Source organism: Acinetobacter calcoaceticus DSM 30006 = CIP 81.8, assembly GCF_000368965.1.
GTDB classification, from domain to species: Bacteria; Pseudomonadota; Gammaproteobacteria; order Pseudomonadales; family Moraxellaceae; genus Acinetobacter; species Acinetobacter calcoaceticus.
In genome coordinates this window covers 864,509-886,461 of the sequence record NZ_KB849780.1, presented here as the reverse complement: position 1 = coordinate 886,461, position 21,953 = coordinate 864,509, and the positions used below count along the sequence as shown (strand labels likewise).

Annotated in this window: 20 protein-coding genes; 6 read left to right on the top strand and 14 right to left on the bottom strand. The window is 40.0% G+C overall.

The genetic code is table 11. The features are described from left to right. Positions 1 to 5 precede the first annotated feature (5 nt). From F936_RS09095 to pcaD, 3 genes are all read left to right on the top strand, one after another. Positions 6 to 656, top strand: coding sequence for a 3-oxoacid CoA-transferase subunit B (locus F936_RS09095; protein WP_003651961.1), 651 nt, complete (start codon positions 6 to 8; stop codon positions 654 to 656). A gap of 391 nt (positions 657 to 1,047) precedes the next feature. Then, a complete protein-coding gene (gene pcaF / locus F936_RS09090) occupies positions 1,048 to 2,262 on the top strand; it encodes a 3-oxoadipyl-CoA thiolase (protein WP_005046802.1) in 1,215 nt (404 codons plus the stop codon). 10 nt (positions 2,263 to 2,272) lie between these two features. Further along, complete coding sequence (gene pcaD, locus F936_RS09085) at positions 2,273 to 3,052, top strand: 3-oxoadipate enol-lactonase (RefSeq protein WP_005046799.1); 780 nt, start codon at positions 2,273 to 2,275, stop codon at positions 3,050 to 3,052. Positions 3,053 to 3,115: 63 nt separating this feature from the next. On the opposite strand, the gene F936_RS09080 is transcribed toward pcaD, so the two are convergent. From F936_RS09080 to F936_RS09020, 13 genes are all read right to left on the bottom strand, one after another. Then, the gene (locus F936_RS09080) at positions 3,116 to 4,603 is read right to left on the bottom strand and encodes an NAD-dependent phenylacetaldehyde dehydrogenase (RefSeq protein WP_005046796.1); all 1,488 of its coding nucleotides are present in this window, start codon (positions 4,601 to 4,603) and stop codon (positions 3,116 to 3,118) included. 33 nt (positions 4,604 to 4,636) lie between these two features. Beyond that, positions 4,637 to 5,914, bottom strand: coding sequence for a hypothetical protein (locus F936_RS09075; protein ID WP_005046794.1), 1,278 nt, complete (start codon positions 5,912 to 5,914; stop codon positions 4,637 to 4,639). Positions 5,915 to 5,996: 82 nt separating this feature from the next. Next, the gene (gene tynA / locus F936_RS09070; protein ID WP_080595299.1) at positions 5,997 to 8,312 is read right to left on the bottom strand and encodes a primary-amine oxidase; all 2,316 of its coding nucleotides are present in this window, start codon (positions 8,310 to 8,312) and stop codon (positions 5,997 to 5,999) included. Between the two features lie 210 nt (positions 8,313 to 8,522). Beyond that, positions 8,523 to 9,437 (bottom strand): transcriptional regulator FeaR, encoded by a 915-nt coding sequence (gene feaR, locus F936_RS09065; RefSeq protein WP_005046790.1) that lies wholly within the window; start codon positions 9,435 to 9,437, stop codon positions 8,523 to 8,525. 198 nt (positions 9,438 to 9,635) lie between these two features. Beyond that, positions 9,636 to 10,592: a p-hydroxyphenylacetate 3-hydroxylase reductase component gene (locus F936_RS09060; RefSeq protein WP_080595298.1), complete on the bottom strand. Its 957-nt coding sequence runs from the start codon at positions 10,590 to 10,592 to the stop codon at positions 9,636 to 9,638. Positions 10,593 to 10,637: 45 nt separating this feature from the next. After that, entirely contained in the window at positions 10,638 to 11,591 is a 954-nt protein-coding gene (locus F936_RS09055) for a PDR/VanB family oxidoreductase (RefSeq protein ID WP_005046783.1), read from the bottom strand. A 34-nt stretch (positions 11,592 to 11,625) separates the two neighbouring features. Next, positions 11,626 to 12,363 (bottom strand): SDR family NAD(P)-dependent oxidoreductase, encoded by a 738-nt coding sequence (locus F936_RS09050; protein WP_005046779.1) that lies wholly within the window; start codon positions 12,361 to 12,363, stop codon positions 11,626 to 11,628. A 9-nt stretch (positions 12,364 to 12,372) separates the two neighbouring features. Beyond that, on the bottom strand, positions 12,373 to 12,858 hold the full coding sequence (locus F936_RS09045) for an aromatic-ring-hydroxylating dioxygenase subunit beta (RefSeq protein ID WP_005046777.1): 486 nt from the start codon (positions 12,856 to 12,858) through the stop codon (positions 12,373 to 12,375). Between the two features lie 10 nt (positions 12,859 to 12,868). After that, complete coding sequence (locus F936_RS09040; protein ID WP_005046772.1) at positions 12,869 to 14,146, bottom strand: aromatic ring-hydroxylating oxygenase subunit alpha; 1,278 nt, start codon at positions 14,144 to 14,146, stop codon at positions 12,869 to 12,871. A gap of 29 nt (positions 14,147 to 14,175) precedes the next feature. After that, complete coding sequence (locus F936_RS09035) at positions 14,176 to 14,703, bottom strand: nuclear transport factor 2 family protein (protein ID WP_005046769.1); 528 nt, start codon at positions 14,701 to 14,703, stop codon at positions 14,176 to 14,178. 10 nt (positions 14,704 to 14,713) lie between these two features. Continuing rightward, the gene (locus F936_RS09030) at positions 14,714 to 15,073 is read right to left on the bottom strand and encodes a hypothetical protein (RefSeq protein ID WP_000387554.1); all 360 of its coding nucleotides are present in this window, start codon (positions 15,071 to 15,073) and stop codon (positions 14,714 to 14,716) included. Positions 15,074 to 15,098: 25 nt separating this feature from the next. Then, the gene (locus F936_RS09025; RefSeq protein WP_080547682.1) at positions 15,099 to 16,247 is read right to left on the bottom strand and encodes an acyl-CoA dehydrogenase family protein; all 1,149 of its coding nucleotides are present in this window, start codon (positions 16,245 to 16,247) and stop codon (positions 15,099 to 15,101) included. 36 nt (positions 16,248 to 16,283) lie between these two features. Continuing rightward, positions 16,284 to 17,393, bottom strand: coding sequence for an amidase (locus tag F936_RS09020; RefSeq protein ID WP_005046765.1), 1,110 nt, complete (start codon positions 17,391 to 17,393; stop codon positions 16,284 to 16,286). A 149-nt stretch (positions 17,394 to 17,542) separates the two neighbouring features. Here F936_RS09020 and F936_RS09015 point away from each other — a divergent pair, with 149 nt between their 5' ends. From F936_RS09015 to F936_RS09005, 3 genes are all read left to right on the top strand, one after another. Further along, on the top strand, positions 17,543 to 18,010 hold the full coding sequence (locus F936_RS09015; protein WP_017389882.1) for a MarR family winged helix-turn-helix transcriptional regulator: 468 nt from the start codon (positions 17,543 to 17,545) through the stop codon (positions 18,008 to 18,010). Positions 18,011 to 18,446: 436 nt separating this feature from the next. Then, positions 18,447 to 19,796, top strand: coding sequence for a spinster family MFS transporter (locus tag F936_RS09010; protein WP_004643000.1), 1,350 nt, complete (start codon positions 18,447 to 18,449; stop codon positions 19,794 to 19,796). Between the two features lie 114 nt (positions 19,797 to 19,910). Continuing rightward, positions 19,911 to 21,167 carry an OprD family outer membrane porin gene (locus F936_RS09005; protein ID WP_005046759.1) on the top strand — a complete coding sequence of 419 codons (1,257 nt, stop codon included), beginning with the start codon at positions 19,911 to 19,913 and terminating at the stop codon, positions 21,165 to 21,167. A gap of 38 nt (positions 21,168 to 21,205) precedes the next feature. Here F936_RS09005 and F936_RS09000 read toward each other — a convergent pair whose 3' ends face one another. Further along, a complete protein-coding gene (locus F936_RS09000; protein WP_005046757.1) occupies positions 21,206 to 21,949 on the bottom strand; it encodes an SDR family oxidoreductase in 744 nt (247 codons plus the stop codon). Between the last annotated feature and the right edge of the window lie 4 nt (positions 21,950 to 21,953).

Genomic DNA, 21,953 nt, shown 5'->3' with positions numbered 1-21,953 from the left:
ATAACATGAGCTACCAGAAACTCAGCCGTGACCAGATTGCAAAACGTGTGGCACAAGATATTCCTGATGGTGCCTATGTGAATTTGGGCATTGGTTTGCCAACCAAGATTGCGAGCTATCTACCTAACGATAAAGATATTTTTCTTCATTCTGAAAATGGTTTATTGGCTTTTGGGCCACCACCAGCAGCAGGTGAAGAAGACCCTGAACTGATTAATGCGGGTAAAGAATTTGTGACCATGCTTGAAGGCGGCAGCTTTTTTCACCATGGTGACTCATTTGCGATGATGCGTGGTGGTCATCTTGATATTGCAGTGCTTGGGGCATTTCAGGTTGCAGCGAATGGTGATTTGGCGAACTGGCACACCGGTGCACCAAATGCGATTCCTGCGGTGGGTGGTGCAATGGATTTAGCTGTGGGCGCCAAGAAAGTATTTATCACCACAGATCATGTGACCAAGCAAGGTGAGCCGAAGATTGTGGCTGAGCTGAGCTATCCGGTTACAGGTAAGCACTGTGTTGACCGTATTTACACTGATCTTTGTGTGATTGATGTGACCAAAGATGGTTTGAAAGTGATTGAGAAAGTAGAAGGTCTTAGCTTTGAAGAGTTACAGGCTTTGACAGGTGCAACTTTGATTGATGCAACGGTTTAAGTTTTTGAATGATGTAGTCGCTACATTTAATAAATAGCATCATGGCCTTGAATTACATTGATATTCAAAAGCCTTTTGTATAGGCAATACCTTACTTTTCAAAGATGAAAAGTAACAAAAATCTATGTTGAACAGAGGAGGCTTCCTTGCCTCCCTGTCCAACGGGTGACATCCATGTCACCTGTCACGATAGCAAACTGCTAGTGGATACGAGGTGGCGACATGGATGTCGCCTCGTTGCTCAGCACAACAGGGATGTTGTGTCTGAGTAACAAAGGGTTTTGTCACTTTTGCCCTGTCAAAAGTGAGGCATTGCCTATGCAAAGGAAGAATGGATAAACCCATCATTTGTGGCAATGACAGCAACAGATTTCAAAATGGAAATGTAAGAATGAAAAACGCTTATATCATCGATGCCATCCGTACTCCATTCGGCCGTTATGCCGGTGGCCTTGCACCTGTCCGTGCCGATGACCTTGGCGCTGTGCCGATTAAAGCTTTAATCCAGCGTAACCCGAATGTAGATTGGGAACAGGTCAATGATGTGATCTATGGCTGTGCCAACCAAGCCGGTGAAGACAACCGTAATGTCGGTCGTATGTCAGCACTGCTTGCTGGTTTACCGTATCAGGTTCCAGCAACCACCATTAACCGTTTGTGTGGTTCATCACTCGATGCGATTGCCATTGCTGCCCGTGCCATTAAAGCGGGTGAAGCAAGCTTGGTGATTGCAGGCGGTGTAGAAAGCATGAGCCGTGCACCATATGTGATGGGTAAGTCAGACAGTGCTTTTGGCCGTAGCCAGAAGATTGAAGACACCACCATGGGCTGGCGTTTTATTAACCCAAAACTTAAAGAATTGTATGGTGTAGACACCATGCCCCAGACTGCCGAAAACGTGGCTGAAAAGTTCAACGTTAATCGTGCAGATCAGGACCAGTTTGCCTTGGCGAGCCAACAACGCACCGCAAGCGCGCAAGCCAAAGGCTTTTTTTCTAAAGAAATCGTAGCAGTTGAAATCCCCCAACGTAAGGGTGACGCTGTTGTGATCGATACCGATGAACATCCACGTGCATCAACTACACTTGAAGCTTTAAGCAAGCTTAAACCTGTGGTTAAAGCAGATGGCACAGTCACTGCGGGTAATGCTTCGGGTATTAACGATGGTGCAGCAGCACTACTGATCGCATCTGATGAGGCAGTTCAAGCTTACAACTTAAAACCGCGTGCCAAGATCATTGCTTCAACCGCTGTAGGTGTAGAGCCACGTATTATGGGTTTTGCTCCTGCACCAGCCATTAAAAAATTACTTAAACAAGCCAACCTGACTTTAGAGCAGATGGATGTGATTGAGTTGAATGAAGCCTTTGCTGCACAAGCTTTAGCAGTGACCCGTGATTTAGGTTTGCCAGATGATTCTGAAAAGGTCAATCCAAATGGTGGGGCAATTGCTTTGGGTCATCCACTTGGTGCCTCAGGTGCACGCTTAGTCACTACAGCCTTAAACCAGCTTGAACAAACAGGTGGCCGTTATGCCTTATGTTCGATGTGTATTGGTGTAGGTCAAGGGATCGCTTTGATTATTGAACGTGTTGAAGCACATTAAGGAGAAATAAATGCCATCTTTTCAATCTGCCGATGCACAAATTAACTATCAAACTTTTGGTGAGCCGTCTTCCCCTGCTTTGGTGTTTTCCAATTCTTTGGGCACCAACTATGGCATGTGGCAAAAACAGTTTAACGAGTTAAAAGATCAATTTTTTGTGATCTGCTATGACACACGTGGTCACGGTTCATCATCTACACCTGACGGCCCATACACTGTAGAGCAATTAGGTGAAGACGTTGTCCGTTTACTTGACCATCTAAATATTACTAAAGCTGCTTTTTGTGGTATTTCTATGGGCGGTTTAACGGGTCAATGGCTTGCAATTCAATACCCTGACCGTTTTAGTCATGTGGTTGTGGCAAATACTGCCGCTAAAATTGGACAAGAACAGGCATGGCTTGACCGTGCAAAATTAGTACGAGAGCAAGGTTTACAACCGATCGCAGCCACAGCAGCTTCGCGATGGTTTACAGATCCCTTTATCCAAAGTCATGCTTCAATTGTCAACAACCTGTGTAACGACTTAAGTGCTGGCAGCGCAATGGGTTATGCCAATTGTTGTGAGGCTTTGGCTAAAGCGGATGTCCGAGAACAGTTAAAAGACATCAAAGTTCCAGTATTAGTGATTGCTGGAACCCAAGATCCTGTAACAACTGTTGCAGATGGTGAATTTATGCAGCAACAGATTCCGCAGTCAAAACTTGCAGAAATAGACGCATCTCATATTTCCAATGTAGAGCAGCCAGAAGCTTTTAATAAAATCTTAAAAGATTTTTTATTAGGTTAATTTAATGATTCAAAAAAATGGCCTATAAAGGCCATTTTTTATATCTGCATTTACTTTTTTAAATTAATACCGAATCATGACCGATTTTAATTCGGTGTAATCTTCAATAAATGCATCCGAAAACTCTCTACCAATTCCTGAAGCTTTTACCCCGCCAAATGGAACTGATGGATCTAAGAAAGTATGCATATTCACCCACAAGGTGCCTGCTTCAATTTTAGGAATTAAACGTAAAGCTTTAGATAAGTCATTTGTCCAAATACTTGCGGTTAAACCAAAGCGCGACTGATTCATAAGCTGAATAAGCTCTTCATCAGTTTCGAATGGCATTACTCCGACCACTGGTCCAAAGGTTTCCTCTGAAAATAAAGGATCATCGGTATTTTTGAAGGAAATTAAAGTCGGTTGTACAAAATATCCTGTCTGATCTAAAGCCTCACCCCCTGCAATAATCTGGTTGTTTGCTTTTGCCATATCTAAATAATGTTTCACTTTATGAAAGTGTGGCTGATTAGACAGTGGCCCAAACATACTTCCCTCATCCATCGCTGACCCAATTTTGAATTGAGATAGTGCTTTAGAAAGTTTCTCGACCAGTTCATCATATTTTGTGTGGTGTACAAAAAAACGCTCTGGAGATGCGCAAACTTGACCTTGATGCACAAAAGTTGCTTGCAACAAAGTTGGTAAAATCTCATCGATATTCGCATCAGCCAAAACAGCTATGGCATTTTTACCGCCCAGCTCCAGACTTACCCGAGTTAAATCACTGCTCATCGCGAGCTTACCAATCGCGATGCCTGTTGGTACTGAACCTGTAAATGAGACTTTCTTAACGAGTGGTGATTCAATTAAATATTGTCCAGTATCCCCTTTACCCGTAACCACATTAATCACGCCAGCTGGAATACCTGCCTCAATGGCAAGTTCGGCTAAACGTAATAAAGACAAGCTGGCAAACTCACTTGGCTTAAGCACAATGGTACAGCCAGTTGTTAAAGCTGATCCAATTTTCCAAACACCAATCATCAGTGAAAAATTCCAAGGCACAATCCCTGCGACTACACCAATCGGTTGCCTTAAAGTAAAGGCTGTATATTTTTCACCTTGCATTGATGGAATAGAAGGTTGCATGGTTTGGCCATTAATTTTGGTTGCCCAACCAGCAAAATATCTTAAGAAAATAACAGATTGTGCCACTTCAAGATGGCGGGAAATATTGATGAGTTTTCCAGTAGATAAAGTATCGAGCTGAGCAAGTTCTTCACCATATTGCTCAATTAAATCTGCCAACTTGTTCAGTTTAACGCCACGTTCATACGGCGTAGTTTCGGCCCAAGCATTTTGAAAAGCATGTTCAGCACTTTTCACGGCACTTTCGACATCGTGTTGACTACCAATACTAATTTGAGCAACCACTTGTTCAGTCGATGGATTTACAATATCTACTTTATCTAAATGCTCAGCAGCAACTAATTTTCCATCAATAAAATGTCCATGTTGACGCGCCATAAATTGCTGTACGCTTGCTAAAATCAGTACTTCACTCATTTTTATTTCTCTCAATTCATTTAAAAGGATCTATTAATAGATGTATTGCAGAATCAACTGCGCATACACATTGGTCTTGTCATCGTAGTTTTGAGTGCCGCCACTCTGGATATCCTGTTTAGGCTTATAGAGTCCAACCAATGGAATAACGTTAAGTTTTTTATTGACGGACCAAACCGAGAACACATCCAGCTCATGTCCATCTACATTAGTTAAAGACTTATTTACTGTTTTGAACTTATAAGCCAAAGCACCTAACATAAAATTTTCTTTTAAGTTCATCATGTAAGAAACTTGGTGAATATCTGCATTCTTATTGAATGGGCCAGCATAGTTTCCGGCAACTTCGCCCTGAAACCATGTGCCAAAACCGACCGTATTCCCATAAAACATGGGATCGTATTGGTCTGAAAAATGACTAAAACGGTAACCTAATGAGGGCGTATATTTTGAAGATAAAAAGTTATAGTTCAGCCCTACGTAACCTGCATTTTCTTGACTATCTTTTTTATCTTGAATAACAAACTCAGACTTAACTTGTAACTCTGGTAAAGGTTGATAATTCAAACGTAAAGCATAGTTTTTAAGATCTTCGCGCCCTGAACCGTGTTCAGCATCTTCAAGGTCTAATACATTTAAGTAAGTAAACCCAACGCCCTTATCTTTAAGCTGATACATCAGATCACTTACAAAGAGTTCAGATGAAAATTGTGCTTTATTATTCGATTTTAAATAAGCCAGTTTTAGCGTTGTATTCTCTTGCGGTTTGTATTGAAGCAGACTGGTAAAATCAAAGCTGCGTCGTGCTGCCAGATAATATGCTCCGCCCCGGTCTAAGGCGCCATCTGCTGGAGGTTTGCCGAGATTTAATGCATCACCCGCAATGAAAAAACCATCACCAATCATGATATTTTGTCGGCCAATACTTAAATCATAGGTAGCCAACTCATCTTTATTGGTACCGTCTTTAAAGCCAATGATCCATTCATTCACATCTGTTTTGCGTTCCTTACCATTACTATTTTGGCCTGCGTCACCATCGCCAAATGTTGCCGAGCTTATACCGCTCAAGCTTGCATAGAGCTGATTGTTTTTAAAGGTATATTGACCTTTAGCACCATATTTAAGATGGCCTTCTTGCCAATTTATTCTTTCGTCATCTAGGTTTTCACCGTTGTAACTTTTACCACTGCTAAAAGCCCCAAAAGTTGCTTCAAAAGTCGGTTTAATTTCAAGCTCACCAGCATGTACAGTTGAAAAAAATGAGACAAAGAGAGTCCCTCTCATCACTTGAGAAAGTAGAGTTTTCATACAAAATTCCTTTTTACGAACGGCCTACCAGCGCTCAGGAATGGGTAACTTATTCTTTACCCATTCTGGCTCATGCACATTTTTAGTGATGGTCGTGCTGCGTGTTTTGCTTTTCTTCGCCCAAGTTTAAAGTCGGGGTGTTGTCAAAGAAGTTCCAAGGTTTGATGAGTGTATTGACCCACTCTGTAGGCATGATTGGCCATTCTTCTGCACGTGCCACATGAGTTGTGCCTGTTGTCATCCAGACCACGAGGTCTTTATTTTCAATATTTTCATTGTTGCTAATAAACTGCCCTAACCCCGTATCGTGAGTCGAACGGTTAGAATATTTACCTTCAGGATAGCGCTCGTCTGGATTGTACTGAGTCACCCAAATTTGCTTATCCATGAAGTTCAAACGTTTAAATAACCATTCATCTTTAGAAAAATTAGCACCTTTCGCAACAGGGTGTGTTCCACCTGCAAACGGAATCAGCTGGTAAGAAACGGGATTACCTAATTTATTTTCCTTATTGAAGTTTGTGAGTAAGCGAATAGTGGATGGATCAAATTTTTCAGCCGCATTTTGCTCATTACTAATCACTTTACTATCAATTTGCATAGAACTTGTACGGACACCACCTTTGTCATTGGCTTTCACCACAGGGTCCATATGCATAAAGCTATTATTTTCTCCATCTACATCCATATCTAAGCGGAAGTTATAGATGTGTTGATGCGTTGTACCCACAATATTATGGTCAATTAAAGTTCCATATTTAGTGTCTTCTTTAGCGGTACTGTCATGCATAGTCCGTGATTTAACGCCTTTCACGGCTTCAATACCTGTAGCACCCGCATTAATCCCAATCACACCGTTTTGGGCAAATACCCAGTCAAACATGTAATCATAGTTTCCAACTGTACTAATCCAGCGCACCACCAGTTCACGGCGGGCCTCACTGGCATCTTGATTACCAAAAATTTCGTGATGTTTATATTCAGGTCCGGCATAACGTTCAAATACAGCAATGGCATTTGGAATTACTTGTGGCTGGCCTTTATAGTCTGCAATCACGGCATCAAGTAAAACAGCGTTGTCGGGTGCATCTGATCCCGGAATAATAGATGAGGTAAGTGTTCCCATACCATATTCGCCAGAGTCTAAATAAGATTTGAAATACCATCCAATATCAGGGTCACCATATGGAACTACCATTCCACCCAAGTTGCCTTCATACATGACTTTACGCTTTACGCCTTTGTCTTTATAAGTCACGGTTGAAAGCTGTAAGCCAACACGAGAATCTAACGCTACATGCAAACACCAGTTACCCCAATGTATGGTTTGACCTGTAATGCTAAAGTTTTTGCCCTCTGGTTCAGTAATATTGAGCGGTTTTAGCTTAGTTGGTACTGGCTTATTCGACATATAAGGTCGATTTGCCATTGGCACAGGAATGATCGCGCCTTCTTCAATCTTAATAATTTTTTCTTTATCTAAATCGACTACAGCAACTAAATTCTCAATAGGATGCGCCCAATAGTTACCATCTCCAGTGTCTAGGTAAGCGACAACTTTTAATATATTGAGTTGTTTATCAAGTCCATCTTTACCACCAAAATATCCAACGGTCAGTGGTGTAGCAATCACTTTCTTCACATCGGTAATGCCACGTTTGCGTAAAGCATCTTGATATTCTTTACTCGTCTCAATTACGCGTTGTACGGCCTCAAAATTATCGAGCAACACCATTCCATGAGTGTCTTTAAGTACATTCCATTTGGTGACTTGTTGAGTGTTAAGATTAACTTCACCTTCAATCGCTTGATTGCCCTTTAACAAAATAAATGAGGCAATACGATCTTCTTTAAATTCTTTGTGATTAATAAAGTAATCCCAAACTTTAGCTTTTTCTGGTTCTTTAAGCTTTAACTCGGCAAAACGCATATTTTTATAGGCATATTTCGAGTGGTTAATCGCATCAAATGTCTTTTTAATTTCGTCAGAATTTAAACTATTGAGTGGATGAAACGTATTTTCAATTTTGAAAGTTTGATCTAAACCAGACTGGAATACTTCATTAAAAAAGTCTTTTCCAATAACAGGTTTACCATCTTTAATTAGTAAAGGCACACTGAGTTTGAAAGGTTTGCCATTCACCAAAACCTGATCTGAATTGGGTTTGGCTCTAACCACCATAGAACCCTTGGTAATCATATAGGTATTGGTAAAATCATCTTTTACAACTTTGGCGCCCTGCTCACTCATGTTTTGATAAAGCGATACCATTTCGGCCTTTCCACCATGAGCATAAGCTTGAGTATTTAATCCCCAAAAGCTAGCAGCTATTGATAAGTTAAGTGCCAATATTTTTTGTATGTCATTCAATAATCGTTGTTTACGCATTGGTTTCATCCTTTTCATCTATCCCTGAACTATCTGAATCAGACAGTTAAAATTGCACTTCCCTGTGAGTGAAATTAATTAGATCAACTTAATAGTTCTATAGTTATTAAGCTTATCTAACCTGCTCTAATGAATTTAATTTCAACACAGTTACATAGGGCTAGCTTGTTTAAGAATGACCTAGAACTTGTCTAAAAATGACATTAAAAGATGAAAGGTTTAAGCCGACACACCCTCTCTAAATTCTTTAGGAGAAATACCATAAGTCTTCTTAAAGATTTTTGAAAAATGCGCGCCATCCCAAAAGCCCCATTTCAAAGCAATTTGGGTAATCGAGCTTTGTTTATTTCTTTTATCGAGTAAATCTGCTTTGACTTTTTCTAAGCGCTTGAGCTGTATATATTTGTTAATAGATAAATTTTCTTGAAGAAACAGACGATAGAGATGACGTAACGACACCCCAATATGTTCTGCAATTAATTTAGGTGTCAAATCGGGTTTTGCTAAGTTTTCTATAATATAACGCTCGGCTTTTTCCATCAGATTATTAGAGCTATTAATATTTTTATAATTAATTGTAGGTTTGATTAAAGCTATTAGAGCATCTTCAAAAGCATTACCATCTTCGGTTGCATACCAGAGTTTAATATTTTCAGCAGACATGTTTTTCAAAATATTTTTGAGTAAAAAACCACTCATATTTTGAGTAATGAGCTTTCCAAAATATTCGGTACTAATATTTTCTTTAAGTAATTTTTCACGCGACAAGTGTACTGAAATCTGGCTTACTAACCCTTGCGGATACATCGAAATGGTTTCAACCGGATCTACCAATACAATATCGCCTTCATTCAGGCTTAGCGTTTCATTTTTATACTCGAGCAGCATTTTTCCCGAATACTGCAAAATCAAAAAGCAAAAACGATTATTGACTCGATCAATTTCATCGGCTTTTCGGACAATCTTATTTGCATTATTTCTGATAAAAGCAATTTCGGTATCACCCAATAAGAAACATTGAACTTCTCCAATGAATAAATTACGGGTGCCGTCAAAATCTGTTTCAAAATTTCCGCAAACATTCTTGATATGGTGTGTCCAATTCAACAATGCATCACTTACATATTGGTTCATCCCTTACCTCTCTATACACGTGCTACCGCGAAACATTTTCTTTCGCTGTAGTTCACTGTCTTGGCTTATTTGCAATCATGTTTTATTGATAAACAAATTGTGTGCCAAAAAATTCCTTATCCTTGGAATTCTTTTGATTATAGTCAGCTAGATGTAAAGAAGCTGATAAATCAATTCAATTTATCAGCTTAATGAGGCTTATGCTACTCCTGCAAAGTCTCGCAGCATGGTAATAAAAATATCCTTTTGCTCATCAGAATACTTTTTAAACACTTCATTTTGGTGGCTATCGGCAATATCAAATAAATACTGTGCCGTTTGTTTACCTTTTTCGGTCAGTGCATACAAATTATCGTGATCGACCAGCAATCCTTCAAATTTTAAAATTTCAGCCGATCTTTCTACCTCTTGCATTGGCATAGCAATATCTCGTGGTAAATCTTCTTTACTTGAAGCAGTACCACTTGCCAAAACCAGCAAGAGCCGTGATTCACTGGTACGGAACCCAGAAGCCATTTGCTTAGGAATATAGTCGGTTTGATAAGCTTTAAAAGCACGACTCATCAAGTAGCAGACATTATTATATAAGTGCCCATAATGTGTTTGGTCTACGCCATTTTCTTCAGTTTGTTTCACTTGAAGGCTTGGATGCGGCATTACACAAGAATATGCGCCTTGGTGGTAAACCAACGGGCTTCGGCCTTGGTCATGAAAACGAACCACCTTACCAACAATAATCCAGTGGTCACCACCTTCAATAACTTGATAACGTTCACACTCAAACACCGCAGAACAATTTTCTAAAATTGGTGCGCGTCCAGCACCAAGTTGAAAATTTGTGTCTGCAAATTTATCAATATTACGTCTCGAAAACTTATTAGACAGCTCAATTTGGGTGCCCGATAAAATATTGACTGCAAAATGTGTCGCTTCTTCAAATACCGAAAAACTTGAAGACTTTTTATCAATACTCCACAAAATAAGTGGTGGATCGAGTGACACCGAGTTAAAACTATTTGCGGTGACTCCAACTTTCTCACCTTGTGCATTTTGTGCAGTAATAATAGTAACGCCTGTTGCAAAATTTCCTAATGCCCGTCGGAACTGTAATGGATCGACCGTAAACTCATCTATTTGTTGTAATACATTCATCATCTTTCTCCTAAACCTTCTCTTACATCCATATAAATCGCGAGAGCATTAGATATCTAAAACTAACCTCGGTGTTTTAGAGCGCGAACAGCACACCAATATTTGCTCATTGCTGGCTTTTTCTTCATCAGTAAAATAAACATCTCGATGATCAGGTTCGCCCTCAATCACATCACACATGCAGGTTCCGCATACGCCTTGCTCGCAAGACATTTCAATCTCGATGCCTTCTTTAGCCAAAGCTTGCAAAATGGTTTCGCCAGCTTCGACCATAATGATTTTTCCGCTACGCTCAGCCACCACCTCAAATGAATCTCCCGAGGTGTCGGTTTCGACTTGGAAATATTCTTTATGGATTTGCTGCTCAGGAAAGTCGTGAGTCGTGGCAAGGTTAATCACCCAGTCCATGAAACCGACTGGACCACAGGTGTAAATATGGCTCTCAAGGTCAATACCTTTAATGGCAGATTCAAAAAACGCTCTGTGGCTTGCACCTTCGGATTTAAAATGGAAGGTTGTGTATTTTGCTAACTCACCATTTTTAATTTCATCAACAAAAGCACAGTTTTCAGGGCTAGCACCACAGTAGTGAAGCTCAAAAGATGTGCCTTCAGAGGCAAGTTGATATGCCATTGTGATTAACGGCGTAATCCCAATTCCACCGCCAATCAATACGCTGTGTTTGGCTTTTAAAAGTGGAAATAAATTTTTTGGCTCACTGACCTGAATTTGCATGCCATCTTTAATTTCATCAAAAGCAGATACTGAGCCGCCACGTGATTCAGGGTCACGTAAAATTCCAAGGCGGAACTTACCTTCGTCATTCGGATTTTGGCAAAGTGAATATTGGCGCACCATGCCATTTGGTAAATGCACGTCAATATGTGCACCAGCTTCAACTTTTGGCAATATTGCAGAAGTTGCAGATTCAAATTCCATGACTGCAATATTTCCACCTTCAACATGGCGATTTTTAACGACAACATCATAAAGTGTAGTCATGATTTAACTCCCTTTTCATGTGTAAGCTAAGTGCTTAACGCATGAATAAACCACCGTTAATATCCCATGTTGCACCAGTCACAAACCCCGCATTTGGACTCGCAAGCAGCCCACAAGTTTCAGCAATAAATTGCATGCTACCTAAGGCTTTAACAGGAATATTCTGGATGAACTGTTCCATTTTTTCGTCTGACACCACACTATGAACAATCGGTGATTCCATCGGTCCCGGTGCAATCGCATTGACTGTTACACCTTTTGCAGCAAACTCTTTGGCAAAAATTTTGGTTAAAGTCACAATCGCACCTTTGGTTGCCGCATAGTGGGCACCCGTTGCAGTACCACCGTTTTGCCCCGCTAAAGACGCCATATTAATGATGCGTCCATAGCCTTTTTTAGCCATATATTGGCCAATAATTTGACAAGCTTGAAAGGTGCCGCGTTGGTTAACTTGGGTCACCCAATCAAAATCGGCTGCGGTAATTTCTAATACCGGAGTTGCCTTGGTGACAGTTGCATTGTTAATCAACACATCAAGTTTAGAAAATTTCTCTTCAATCAATTGCACCACGGCATGAAAATCTGCTTCGACTGAAATATCTAATTTCACAGGAAACATATTTTGTGCATGCTGGCTTTGCGCCTTGGCTTTTTCCGCCTTTTCAAGCGTACTGGCTGACAAAATCACTTGATGGCCTTGGCTCGCAAAATATTCAGCAATAACATTACCGAGTCCAGAAGCAGCCCCTGTCACTAAAACAACTTGTTTCATTTGCTGCTCCTAAAGAATGTAGCTAATACCAGCCAAGGTATCTGTTGAGTTAACCAAATTAATGATTTTACGATTAATTTTAAAACCCGTATTAGAATCGCGAACCAAATGGTAAGTAATATCTGCAGTGTAATGCTTTAAATTTTCTTTACGGAACTCACGTAAGTTTTGAGCACAGCGTAAAACGATTTCATTATCTTGGTCTTGAATAACTCGTACACGAGAAACACTGCGTACCGTATTTGCTTTAGGTGCTGTAGAAATCGCTTCGCCATTTTCAAGACGTTCTACACGTAAAGTACGCATATGGTTATCGTCATAGGCATAATTTAGATTGTTTTCGTAGTCAGTGAGGTTTGGGTCAATCGGAATGATATAAACGCCTTTTTCATTCCATAAATTGAGCCATTCACGATATTCACTGTGGTCTAACATGTCTGCTTCAGCCCAGATGAAAGCAGTGACTTCATTTAATAATTGCAGATTCATATTCATTGCTCTCTCCTTAAGCCGTCATCATCTTTTTCCACTGCTGATAGGCTGCACGCATACCTGTTTCAGCACTGACATCACTTTTTAAGCCATCTTCAGTTTTGACTTCACCCGGTAAGCCACGGTTCAACATGATCCATAAATCATTACCAGCATTGGCGCCGTGTTGTACGCGTTCCCAAGCTTCAGAGTCATCTGGCGTACCAAAACCAAATGGGCCTTGGAAATGCTCATGCAAACGTAAGCGATATTGGTTGGCAATTTGCGGACCGCCGTCCATCGTAATCACCGAGTGATGAATTTCTGTTTCAGCAACCGAAATTGGCTGCAAAACACGGAAGAAAGCCATTGAGCATGCAATATTCGGGAATAAATTTAAGTTAAAGCCAGAACCACCGACTGCACGCACAATACGGCGAACTTCTAATTCTTCATGGCCTTCGTCGCGCAAAGCTTGAGCTAAGTCTTCAAAACGTTCTTGAATTGGACGCTCCATTAATTCTTCATCTAGATCGACCAGTTCAGGAATCATCACCATTACACTGTGACCATTTCCTAAATCTTCAACAAAACCCGGCTGGTTTTCGAAGTTAAAGAGTTCTTCAGTTTTTTCATCGACAGAACTTAAGAATGACTTATGTACCAACGGAAAGTGATATGCATCGGTCGTATTTTCAAGCTGAATTTTCCAGTTGCCCGGGAAACGGAAACGATGCTCACCCAACACTTTAATTGGATAACCCGCACCTTGTTTCATAAACAGGTCAATCCACTTTTTTGCAGGTCCAAGGAACTCTTCAAGCGGTTGAATGTCTTCCTTAAATGAAGCGAAGATCATACCGTTATATTCTTCTACACGCAGACTAACCAACGGTAATTCAGATTTATCTAAACAATCACCGTAGCTTTCCGGAGATGGCACACCACGTAAGCTACCATCAAGCGCATAACTCCAACCGTGGTACGGACATACAAAGCTATTGGTTTTTCCTTTTTTATGTTCGCATACGGTTGCTGCACGGTGACGGCAACGGTTTAAAAGTACATGGACTTTCTTTTTACGGTCACGCACCGCAACAACAGGCTGTTTACCAATGTTAATGGTTTTATAGCTTCCACCTTCCGGAATTTCGCTAGCATGTGCAACCCACACCCAAGTGCTATAAAAGATTTTTTCCATTTCTTCATCAAAAATGCGTTCATCTTTATAAAGAGAAGTATGGGCACGGTCACTTTGAACCAAAGCATCGTAATCAGTGCCAATGTTATGCGTTGGGATAATACTGTTCATATCAATAGTCCTTTTAAATATGTCCTGGGTCATTCCTGGGAAGGTACCGGCAATTCAGCTTCACTGTGCCAATGCGATACGGGACGACTGAAAATATTCTGTGTTTGGAAATGTTTAATTTTCCATGTTCCATCTGCTTGCTTTTGAAACTTCACGTTGAGCTTTGCAGCGTTCAGATGACTACGGCCATCTTTAAACGTTGAAGTCTGCAACATCAGCCATGAAGCATTTGCATGGTTTTGATTTACATAAATTTGTTCTGAATTTAAAAAGTGTGCATTTATAACAAAGTGAGATTCTTTTTGGGTATAGCTTTTAAACATGTCGTAAATCGACTGCCAAGAATCATAACGGCCAAAGGATTTGGCATATTTCTCGCCAATACCTTCCCAAATGCAGTCCTGATCAAAAAGATTCATGAGTTCATCAAGATCTGTATTTGCATTGAGCTCGTCACAGATTTCCATATAACAGTTCAGGCAGTTACGAATAGCGTTGTGCGCTTCTAACTGTTCTAGCCGCTCTATGATTTCTGCAATATTCACTTTGTCAGTCATTGCCGTCGCCTTAACGTTGGATAATCAATTCACGCCCAACACGAGCTTCAACTTTGCAATATTTCCAAAGTTTGTATGGACCTTCGCCAACCACCGTAGTTCTAAACAAGTTACAAGCCGCATGTACGGTTTCAATATCCGGAACATCTGCAAGCAAATATGTTGTCCAAGGCCAGCCAGCACTTGGACCAACCATACTTTGGTCATCATCGAGATTTCCAAAAACATGAACTCCCGGTAAGTCATGAATGCCATTCCACATTTCACCAAAGGCTGCCCAAACCGCTTTTGCTTCAGCAGGTTCTGCATCAAAAAAGTTTTGGTTAATACCCATACAGAACAACACGCGTAATGATTTTTTAGCTTCCATCTCAATATCCTTTTAAAAATTAAACTTATAAATAACCTGGGGTTGGCTTTAACCCGAAACTGATTGAGCCTGCATTTTGTAATGTTGCATCGCCCATAAAGGCATGCTGAGTCACCACGTTGGTGTCGTTTACAAAACGGCTAAATGGATTGTTGGTATAGATCGCTGTCATACCCGCGAGCATTTGCATTTTTCGAGTCACTTTGGCGCAAACTCGAGCTGCATGGGTACATGCCAGACGCATATCGCTAATTTGTTCAGCAGTTGCTTCGCGCCCAGCAATAATTTCATTCCAAACAATATCCATGGTTTGATAAAACCAAGACTTTGCAGCCTGAAACTCTGCATCTGCCTGAGCAAACTCATATTGAGTCACTGGGCGGTTGGCAATTTCTGATCCACCTGTAATAGATGCTTTACCGGGTGCCAATTTTTCAAATTCTTCTAATGCAGCAGCTGCAACGCCAATACCCACCACCGTTAACACTTGAGTAGCTAAAGAGAGTGACGGATATTTAAAAAATGGCTCACTCAGTTTTGAAGGTTCGCCACGTACAAAGGTCCATTTCTTTTCGACCAATACATCTTCGACCACCAAATCATGACTTCCAGTACCTTTTAGGCCAACGGTGTCCCATGTCATTTCAATTTTGGCTTTTTTTGCAGGCATCACTGCCATGCGTGGTAAACCTTGCATTTCATTGTTTTTAAGCGGTGAAATTCCCACGCCAACAATGTCAGCTCCCATACACCCACTTGAGAATTTCCAGCGTCCACGAACCACTACACCTTCATCGGTAATTTCAGCAGGTTGTGGTGGAAAAATACCTCCAGCAAAGACCACATCTGGCCCGTTTTGGTACAATTCTTTAAGCGTTTCTTCTGGCAAACTTCCCAAATATGCAGGGCTCATACCGAAACTTGCCACCCAACCCACTGAACCGTCAGCTTTAGATAAAGTTTCAATCAATTCACAAAACTGCCGTGGTGACCATTCTTCACCGCCAAAACGTTTAGGAACTAATGCACGGTAAACACCAATCTGTTTAAGTTTTTCGATAATGTCTTGGCTCACATACGCCTGATTATCGAATTCGCCTGTACAGGCACGCTCACGAATTTCTTGACACAAAGCATCTAAGTCAATTGCTTTATCTTGAGAAGCAAACTCCATTTTAGATAACTTATTCATCATCTAACTCCTTGTAATTTATTGCATTGCATCAACACAAAATTTAACTATTGCGCATAATTTCTCATCGTTTTGATGCTTCGATACGATCTGTAAGCCCACAGGTAAACCTTCACTGGTTTCAAGTGGCACTGAAATGGCTGGATGTCTTGATAAATTAAATGGACGAACTAAAGCCGTCAGATTCAGAAAAGCGACTGTATTTTCAGCTTCAGCAACTTTGGGTGGAATTTGCGGAAGTGTTGGTAAAATCAATGCATCATATTTTTCTAATAAAGCATCGAGTTCCTGAGTTAGCTGCTGCTTCACAACTTCGGCTTGTTTTACTTGCTCTAAGGTAGTTTCAGCAGCTTTTAACAGGCGGTTATTTACATCCGGACCAATTAAACCCGTTTTGGTTAACTCACCAAAAGCTTGCCAATTTTCATAATTAATAATCTGCATGCCTGCATCATAAGCCGCGTCAAAATGTTCAACTTTTTCTGAAGTGGTCTGTAAATTCGCTTTTTGAAGCGCTTGATGAATACAGTTCCAAATAACGTCATCTGCTTTTACATCTAAAACAGCAAGTTTTGGTGCGCTAGTACATTCTGCAGGCTTAAAACTTGGGTCAATAATTTGCATGGCTTTTTCAATCATTTCGACTGAATTTGCAAAGGGGCCAACGCAATCTAAAGAACTTGACGGCGGATATACGCCTTTTCGACTTACACGACCAAAAGTCGGTTTTAAACCAAAAACTCCACAGCATGCAGCGGGCATACGAATAGAGCCACCCGTGTCGGTACCTAAAGTAAAGTCAGCTTGTTTTGCTGCAATAGCCGCAGCCGAACCACTTGAAGAGCCACCAGGAATAAGTTCAGGATATTTTGGATTAATGGGTGTACCAAAAGCGTGATTAATGCCAGTAATGCCAAAAGCCAATTCGTGCAAATTCGTTTTTGCAATAATTTCACAATCTGCTTTTAAGATGTTTTTAACGACCTCAGCATCATCCTGAGCAGGTTCAACATCTAATAAAGCTCGACTGCCAGCAATGGTTTTTAGACCCTGAATATCAATCGTATCTTTGACCATCACCTTGAGCTTGCCATTTCCTTTATGCACGCTTTCGCTAATAATATTCATTCACTTTTCCATGTATTTTTATCTATTGATTAAAATATGGGAAAATTTAATGGAATTGTCAAGTATTTTTTATAATTTGTACTCAAGGAAATATGCAAAATTTTGTTTATAATAGGATTACCCTTTTTTCACTAAGTTATTGCTTAGCTATGCTTGATCATTTAGAACAATTTCTTCCTAATAAAGAACCGTCGAGTATTCAAAATTTCCCTTTTTTTTGGATTTCCCAAGTTAATGGAAAGTATTCTCAACTTATTGAAAAATCAATAAAAAAACTAGGTATCGATAATACACGCCGTAAAATTATTTTAAGTACCAATGCCCTTGGAGAAGCAAGTATTACCGATATTGCTAATCTTTCGACGTTAAAATTAACCACTGCAACCAAGGCTGTATATCGGTTAGTTGAAGATGAAATTGTTGAAGTCTACTCTTCTACTTCGGATGAACGGATCTCAATGGTGAAATTAACTGCCAAAGGTGTTGAGCTGGTTGAACAGATTAATCAGATTAGTGTTGTGACCTTGGCTGGTATTTTGAATGCTTTTTCAGAAGATGAGCTCCACAATCTAAATAAGCAGTTGAAGAAATTATTTGATCTTATGCCTTCAAGCTAACTTAGGTCTCTTATTCATCTTGTTTTAAACATGCAAGAGTAAGCAGAAAACCGATATGACCTTCTGCTTACTTTTTTAAAAATTATTAATATTTATCAAAAACTTAAAATCATAAAACATCATTTTCTTCCTACAAATCATAATAATTTCTAAATATTCCGACTGTTTAAATACCTATTAGGTATCCAAACATACTTAATAAGTAATGGAATTTTACATATAAAAAGAAAATAATATTTCCATCATGTAGAAATTCTAACCCTCTTCTTTAACTATCTTTGTCTGTATATGCATTTTGTATGTAAGGCAATTCTTCAATCAAACAGGTTATTTATTTTTCAAAAGTTATTGGGGGGACACCAAACTATCTTTTAAGAAACATAGATAGCCGAGATTCAACTTCTCTAAAAGAGTTTTATACATAAGGATTAAGTGTATGAACCAAAGTAATATCGCTGTTGAAAGGACACAAAAGAAAACCAATGCATATGCATGGTACGTGGTCATACTTTGTATGTTGGCCTATATATTTTCATTCATTGATCGCCAAATTCTGGCACTTATGATCGAGCCGATCAAAGCCGATCTTCAACTTTCAGATACCCAGTTTAGTCTATTACATGGCCTTGCCTTTTCACTGTTTTACGCCGTCATGGGTTTACCTTTAGCCTATATTGCCGACCGTTTTTCACGCCCAAAGCTTATCTCAATCGGCATTATTGTCTGGAGTTTGGCAACAGCCACGTGTGGTTTAAGTAAAAACTTCATTCAACTATTTTTAAGTCGTATGGCTGTTGGTGTAGGCGAAGCTGCCTTATCTCCTGCTGCATATTCAATGTTTAGCGATATGTTCAGTAAGGACAAACTAGGTCGCGCCGTTGGAATCTATTCTGTTGGAGCATTTTTAGGTGGTGGTATTGCCTTTTTAGTCGGCGGTTATGTCATTAATTTACTTAAAGGTGTGACTTTAATTGAAGTTCCTTTATTAGGTGCACTTAAGGCATGGCAAATCGCTTTTTTAGTGGTGGGTTTACCCGGCATCATTATTGGTTTGTTATTTATCCTGACAGTTAAAGACCCAGCACGTAAAGGTCAGCAGCTCAACCAAAACGGGCAAGTTGATCAAGTTAAATTCACACAATGTCTTCAGTTTATTAAAAAGCATTCGAAAACCTTTGCCTGTCACTATTTAGGTTTTACCTTCTATGCTATGGCGCTCTACAGCCTAACTAGTTGGACACCTGCATTTTATATCCGAAAGTTTCAACTTGCACCGACTGAAACAGGCTATATGCTCGGTACCATTCTATTAATTGCAAATACATTAGGGGTGTTTTGTGCAGGTTGGTTAAACGACTGGTTTATCAAAAAAGGACGCCAAGATGCTCCGATGATTACGGGTGTGATTGGTATTGTTGGTCTTATTATTCCAATTTCGTTTTTTACCCAAACAGACCAACTCTGGCTTTCAGTGAGCCTACTCATTCCAGCAATGTTCTTTGCATCGTTCCCTCTAGTGATTTCCGCAACAGCCTTACAAATGTTAGCGCCAAATCAATTTAGAGCACGCCTTTCAGCTCTCTTCCTTTTGATCAGTAACTTAATTGGACTAGGTATTGGCACAACATTGGTTGCAATCATCACAGATAAATTTTTTGCTAATCCTTTAATGGTTGGCTCATCTTTATCTATTGTTGGTGGGTTTTCTTGTGTACTGGCTTTAATTTTACTTTTCAAAGGCTGCAAATTCTTTAGTGAAAGCATGAAGCTTGAAAAATTAAATTAATTGAAGAAATCACCCGCTATTTAACAGTACTCCCTTTAAGAACGTGGGAGTACTACACAAATATTTCACAATACGTAATGCCTAGGACTGGCGCATAGATTTTGGAAATGGATTATGGAATTATTACACCGCTTTAAACCGCAGCCTTTAGCTATAGCAACTTTAGTATTGATGTGTGGCAATTCATGGGCTGCAAATCCGAATCAGCAAACTGAAGATGAATGGAAATTCACTTTAAAAAATGCCTATATCAACCGCGATTTTGATAACGATGCACTCAAAGACACAGGTAGCTGGTCGCAAGCAGCGTCGTTATTTTATAAGTCAAAAATGCATGACACCCCACTGCAAATTGCAGATAAGCCAATCACTATTGGTGCCGATGCTTCCGTTCAATATGCAGTACGTTTAAGTTCAGACAAACATGTCGCCGACACCGTTTTACCTTTTAATAAGGAAACCCAATCTCAGGCATCTGACTATTTAAAATACGGTGCAACCTTAAAGCTGGGCTATGACAAAACACTTTTAAGTGTGGGTGAGCTTTGGTTGGATTTACCCGTAACTGCTGTCGATGCTAGCCGTCAGTTACTCACTTCATATTGGGGAACCAATCTTAAGTCACAACTTTCAGATCAGCTTTATGCCGAAATTGGTCGGGTTGAAAAAGTCTCGCCACGAAATGAAGAAGATTTTAAAAAGTTTTCCTTCACGGCAAATGGAATTACCAAAGAATCGGATGGCTTAAACTACGTGGACCTACGTTATCAATTTACGCCGTCTTTAAAGGGTGAATATTACTTTGGTAATTTAGAGGATCTGTATAACAAGCATTATGTAGGGCTTGAGCATACATGGAAGCAGCCAACTTTTGCCCTAACTTCCAAGTTTAAATACTTCAATGCCAAAGATGATGGCAATACTTTTGATATTGATGCGCAGAACATCGGCCTACTTGAAACTGTAAAAGTGAGAAACCATACCTTTGGTTTAGGCTACCAACAAATTATTGGTGAATCAGCTTATCCACTACCAGATGGCTTCTTACCTGAAACTTATTTCATTAACTGGAACGCAACCGGATTCTTTAAAGAAGATGAAAAGTCTTACCATGTCATGTATGGCTACGACTTTAAGGACTATGTACCAGGCTTAAATGCGATGGTGAAATATGTTTATGGCCATGACTTCAAGGCAGCCAATGGCGAGAAAAATCACGAAACTGAGTCAAATGTGATTGTTAACTATGCGTTTCAGCAGCCATTCTTAAAAGGCGTTGCCCTGCAATATATTCGTATTGATTACAACATCAAACATGGCAATGACTTTGGTGAAGACCGTTTATTTGTCAATTACACCAAGAAGTTCTAAATATAAAAAATTACCCCCTAAAATTTAGGGGGTAATTTTTATCCTAATTTATTGACCAACCTTAAAGGCAAAACCTTCATTGCAATACTCATTGGCAACCATGGCCACTGTGGTACATAAGCTTTCACGGGTTGTTTTTCGATAGCTTTGACAAGTGCTTTGCACCCTGTTTTAGCATCGACTTCAAATGGCAAATGTTTAGCACCTTCATTCATTTCAGTGCGAATGTAACCCGGGAAAATGGTTGAAACTTTAATTGGAGTATCCAGTAATTCAGCACGAATACCTTCAGCCAAGTGAGCAACCGCAGCTTTACTTGCAGCATAAGTCGATAAATGTTTTGGTAATCCACGCATCGCACTCATGGATGACATCACCACCAAATGGCCTGCGTTTTGGTCTCTAAAAATTTCAACCGCCGCTTCACACTGCGCTAAGGCAGAAATAAAGTTGGTTTCAGCGGTGGCTTTATTAATTTCAAAATTGCCTTTGCCAATACGGCGGCCATTTCCGACTCCAGCATTGACAATAATTCGGTCCAAATAACCAAACTCTTGCTTAAATGCACGAAAAACTTCGAAAACCTGATCGTAATGAGTCACATCTAGACTTTTTGCAATCACCTGAATGCCATATTCATTTTCAAGTTCAGTTTTTAAAGTCTCTAATCGGTCTAAGCGGCGTGCACAAATCGCCAAGTTATAGCCTTTGGCTGCAAATTCATGAGCCATACCCGCACCCAACCCAGAACTTGCACCTGTAATTAAAATTGTCTTTGCCATGCTT

What these genes read in the sequence shown, in the direction of transcription:
- F936_RS09095 (WP_003651961.1), top strand. Translation starts at nt 6, where the DNA reads ATGAGCTACCAGAAACTCAGCCGTGACCAGATTGCAAAACGTGTGGCA.
- pcaF (WP_005046802.1), top strand. Translation starts at nt 1,048, where the DNA reads ATGAAAAACGCTTATATCATCGATGCCATCCGTACTCCATTCGGCCGT.
- pcaD (WP_005046799.1), top strand. Translation starts at nt 2,273, where the DNA reads ATGCCATCTTTTCAATCTGCCGATGCACAAATTAACTATCAAACTTTT.
- F936_RS09080 (WP_005046796.1), bottom strand. Translation starts at nt 4,603, where the DNA reads ATGAGTGAAGTACTGATTTTAGCAAGCGTACAGCAATTTATGGCGCGT.
- F936_RS09075 (WP_005046794.1), bottom strand. Translation starts at nt 5,914, where the DNA reads ATGAAAACTCTACTTTCTCAAGTGATGAGAGGGACTCTCTTTGTCTCA.
- tynA (WP_080595299.1), bottom strand. Translation starts at nt 8,312, where the DNA reads ATGAAACCAATGCGTAAACAACGATTATTGAATGACATACAAAAAATA.
- feaR (WP_005046790.1), bottom strand. Translation starts at nt 9,437, where the DNA reads ATGAACCAATATGTAAGTGATGCATTGTTGAATTGGACACACCATATC.
- F936_RS09060 (WP_080595298.1), bottom strand. Translation starts at nt 10,592, where the DNA reads ATGATGAATGTATTACAACAAATAGATGAGTTTACGGTCGATCCATTA.
- F936_RS09055 (WP_005046783.1), bottom strand. Translation starts at nt 11,591, where the DNA reads ATGACTACACTTTATGATGTTGTCGTTAAAAATCGCCATGTTGAAGGT.
- F936_RS09050 (WP_005046779.1), bottom strand. Translation starts at nt 12,363, where the DNA reads ATGAAACAAGTTGTTTTAGTGACAGGGGCTGCTTCTGGACTCGGTAAT.
- F936_RS09045 (WP_005046777.1), bottom strand. Translation starts at nt 12,858, where the DNA reads ATGAATATGAATCTGCAATTATTAAATGAAGTCACTGCTTTCATCTGG.
- F936_RS09040 (WP_005046772.1), bottom strand. Translation starts at nt 14,146, where the DNA reads ATGAACAGTATTATCCCAACGCATAACATTGGCACTGATTACGATGCT.
- F936_RS09035 (WP_005046769.1), bottom strand. Translation starts at nt 14,703, where the DNA reads ATGACTGACAAAGTGAATATTGCAGAAATCATAGAGCGGCTAGAACAG.
- F936_RS09030 (WP_000387554.1), bottom strand. Translation starts at nt 15,073, where the DNA reads ATGGAAGCTAAAAAATCATTACGCGTGTTGTTCTGTATGGGTATTAAC.
- F936_RS09025 (WP_080547682.1), bottom strand. Translation starts at nt 16,247, where the DNA reads ATGGAGTTTGCTTCTCAAGATAAAGCAATTGACTTAGATGCTTTGTGT.
- F936_RS09020 (WP_005046765.1), bottom strand. Translation starts at nt 17,393, where the DNA reads ATGAATATTATTAGCGAAAGCGTGCATAAAGGAAATGGCAAGCTCAAG.
- F936_RS09015 (WP_017389882.1), top strand. Translation starts at nt 17,543, where the DNA reads ATGCTTGATCATTTAGAACAATTTCTTCCTAATAAAGAACCGTCGAGT.
- F936_RS09010 (WP_004643000.1), top strand. Translation starts at nt 18,447, where the DNA reads ATGAACCAAAGTAATATCGCTGTTGAAAGGACACAAAAGAAAACCAAT.
- F936_RS09005 (WP_005046759.1), top strand. Translation starts at nt 19,911, where the DNA reads ATGGAATTATTACACCGCTTTAAACCGCAGCCTTTAGCTATAGCAACT.
- F936_RS09000 (WP_005046757.1), bottom strand. Translation starts at nt 21,949, where the DNA reads ATGGCAAAGACAATTTTAATTACAGGTGCAAGTTCTGGGTTGGGTGCG.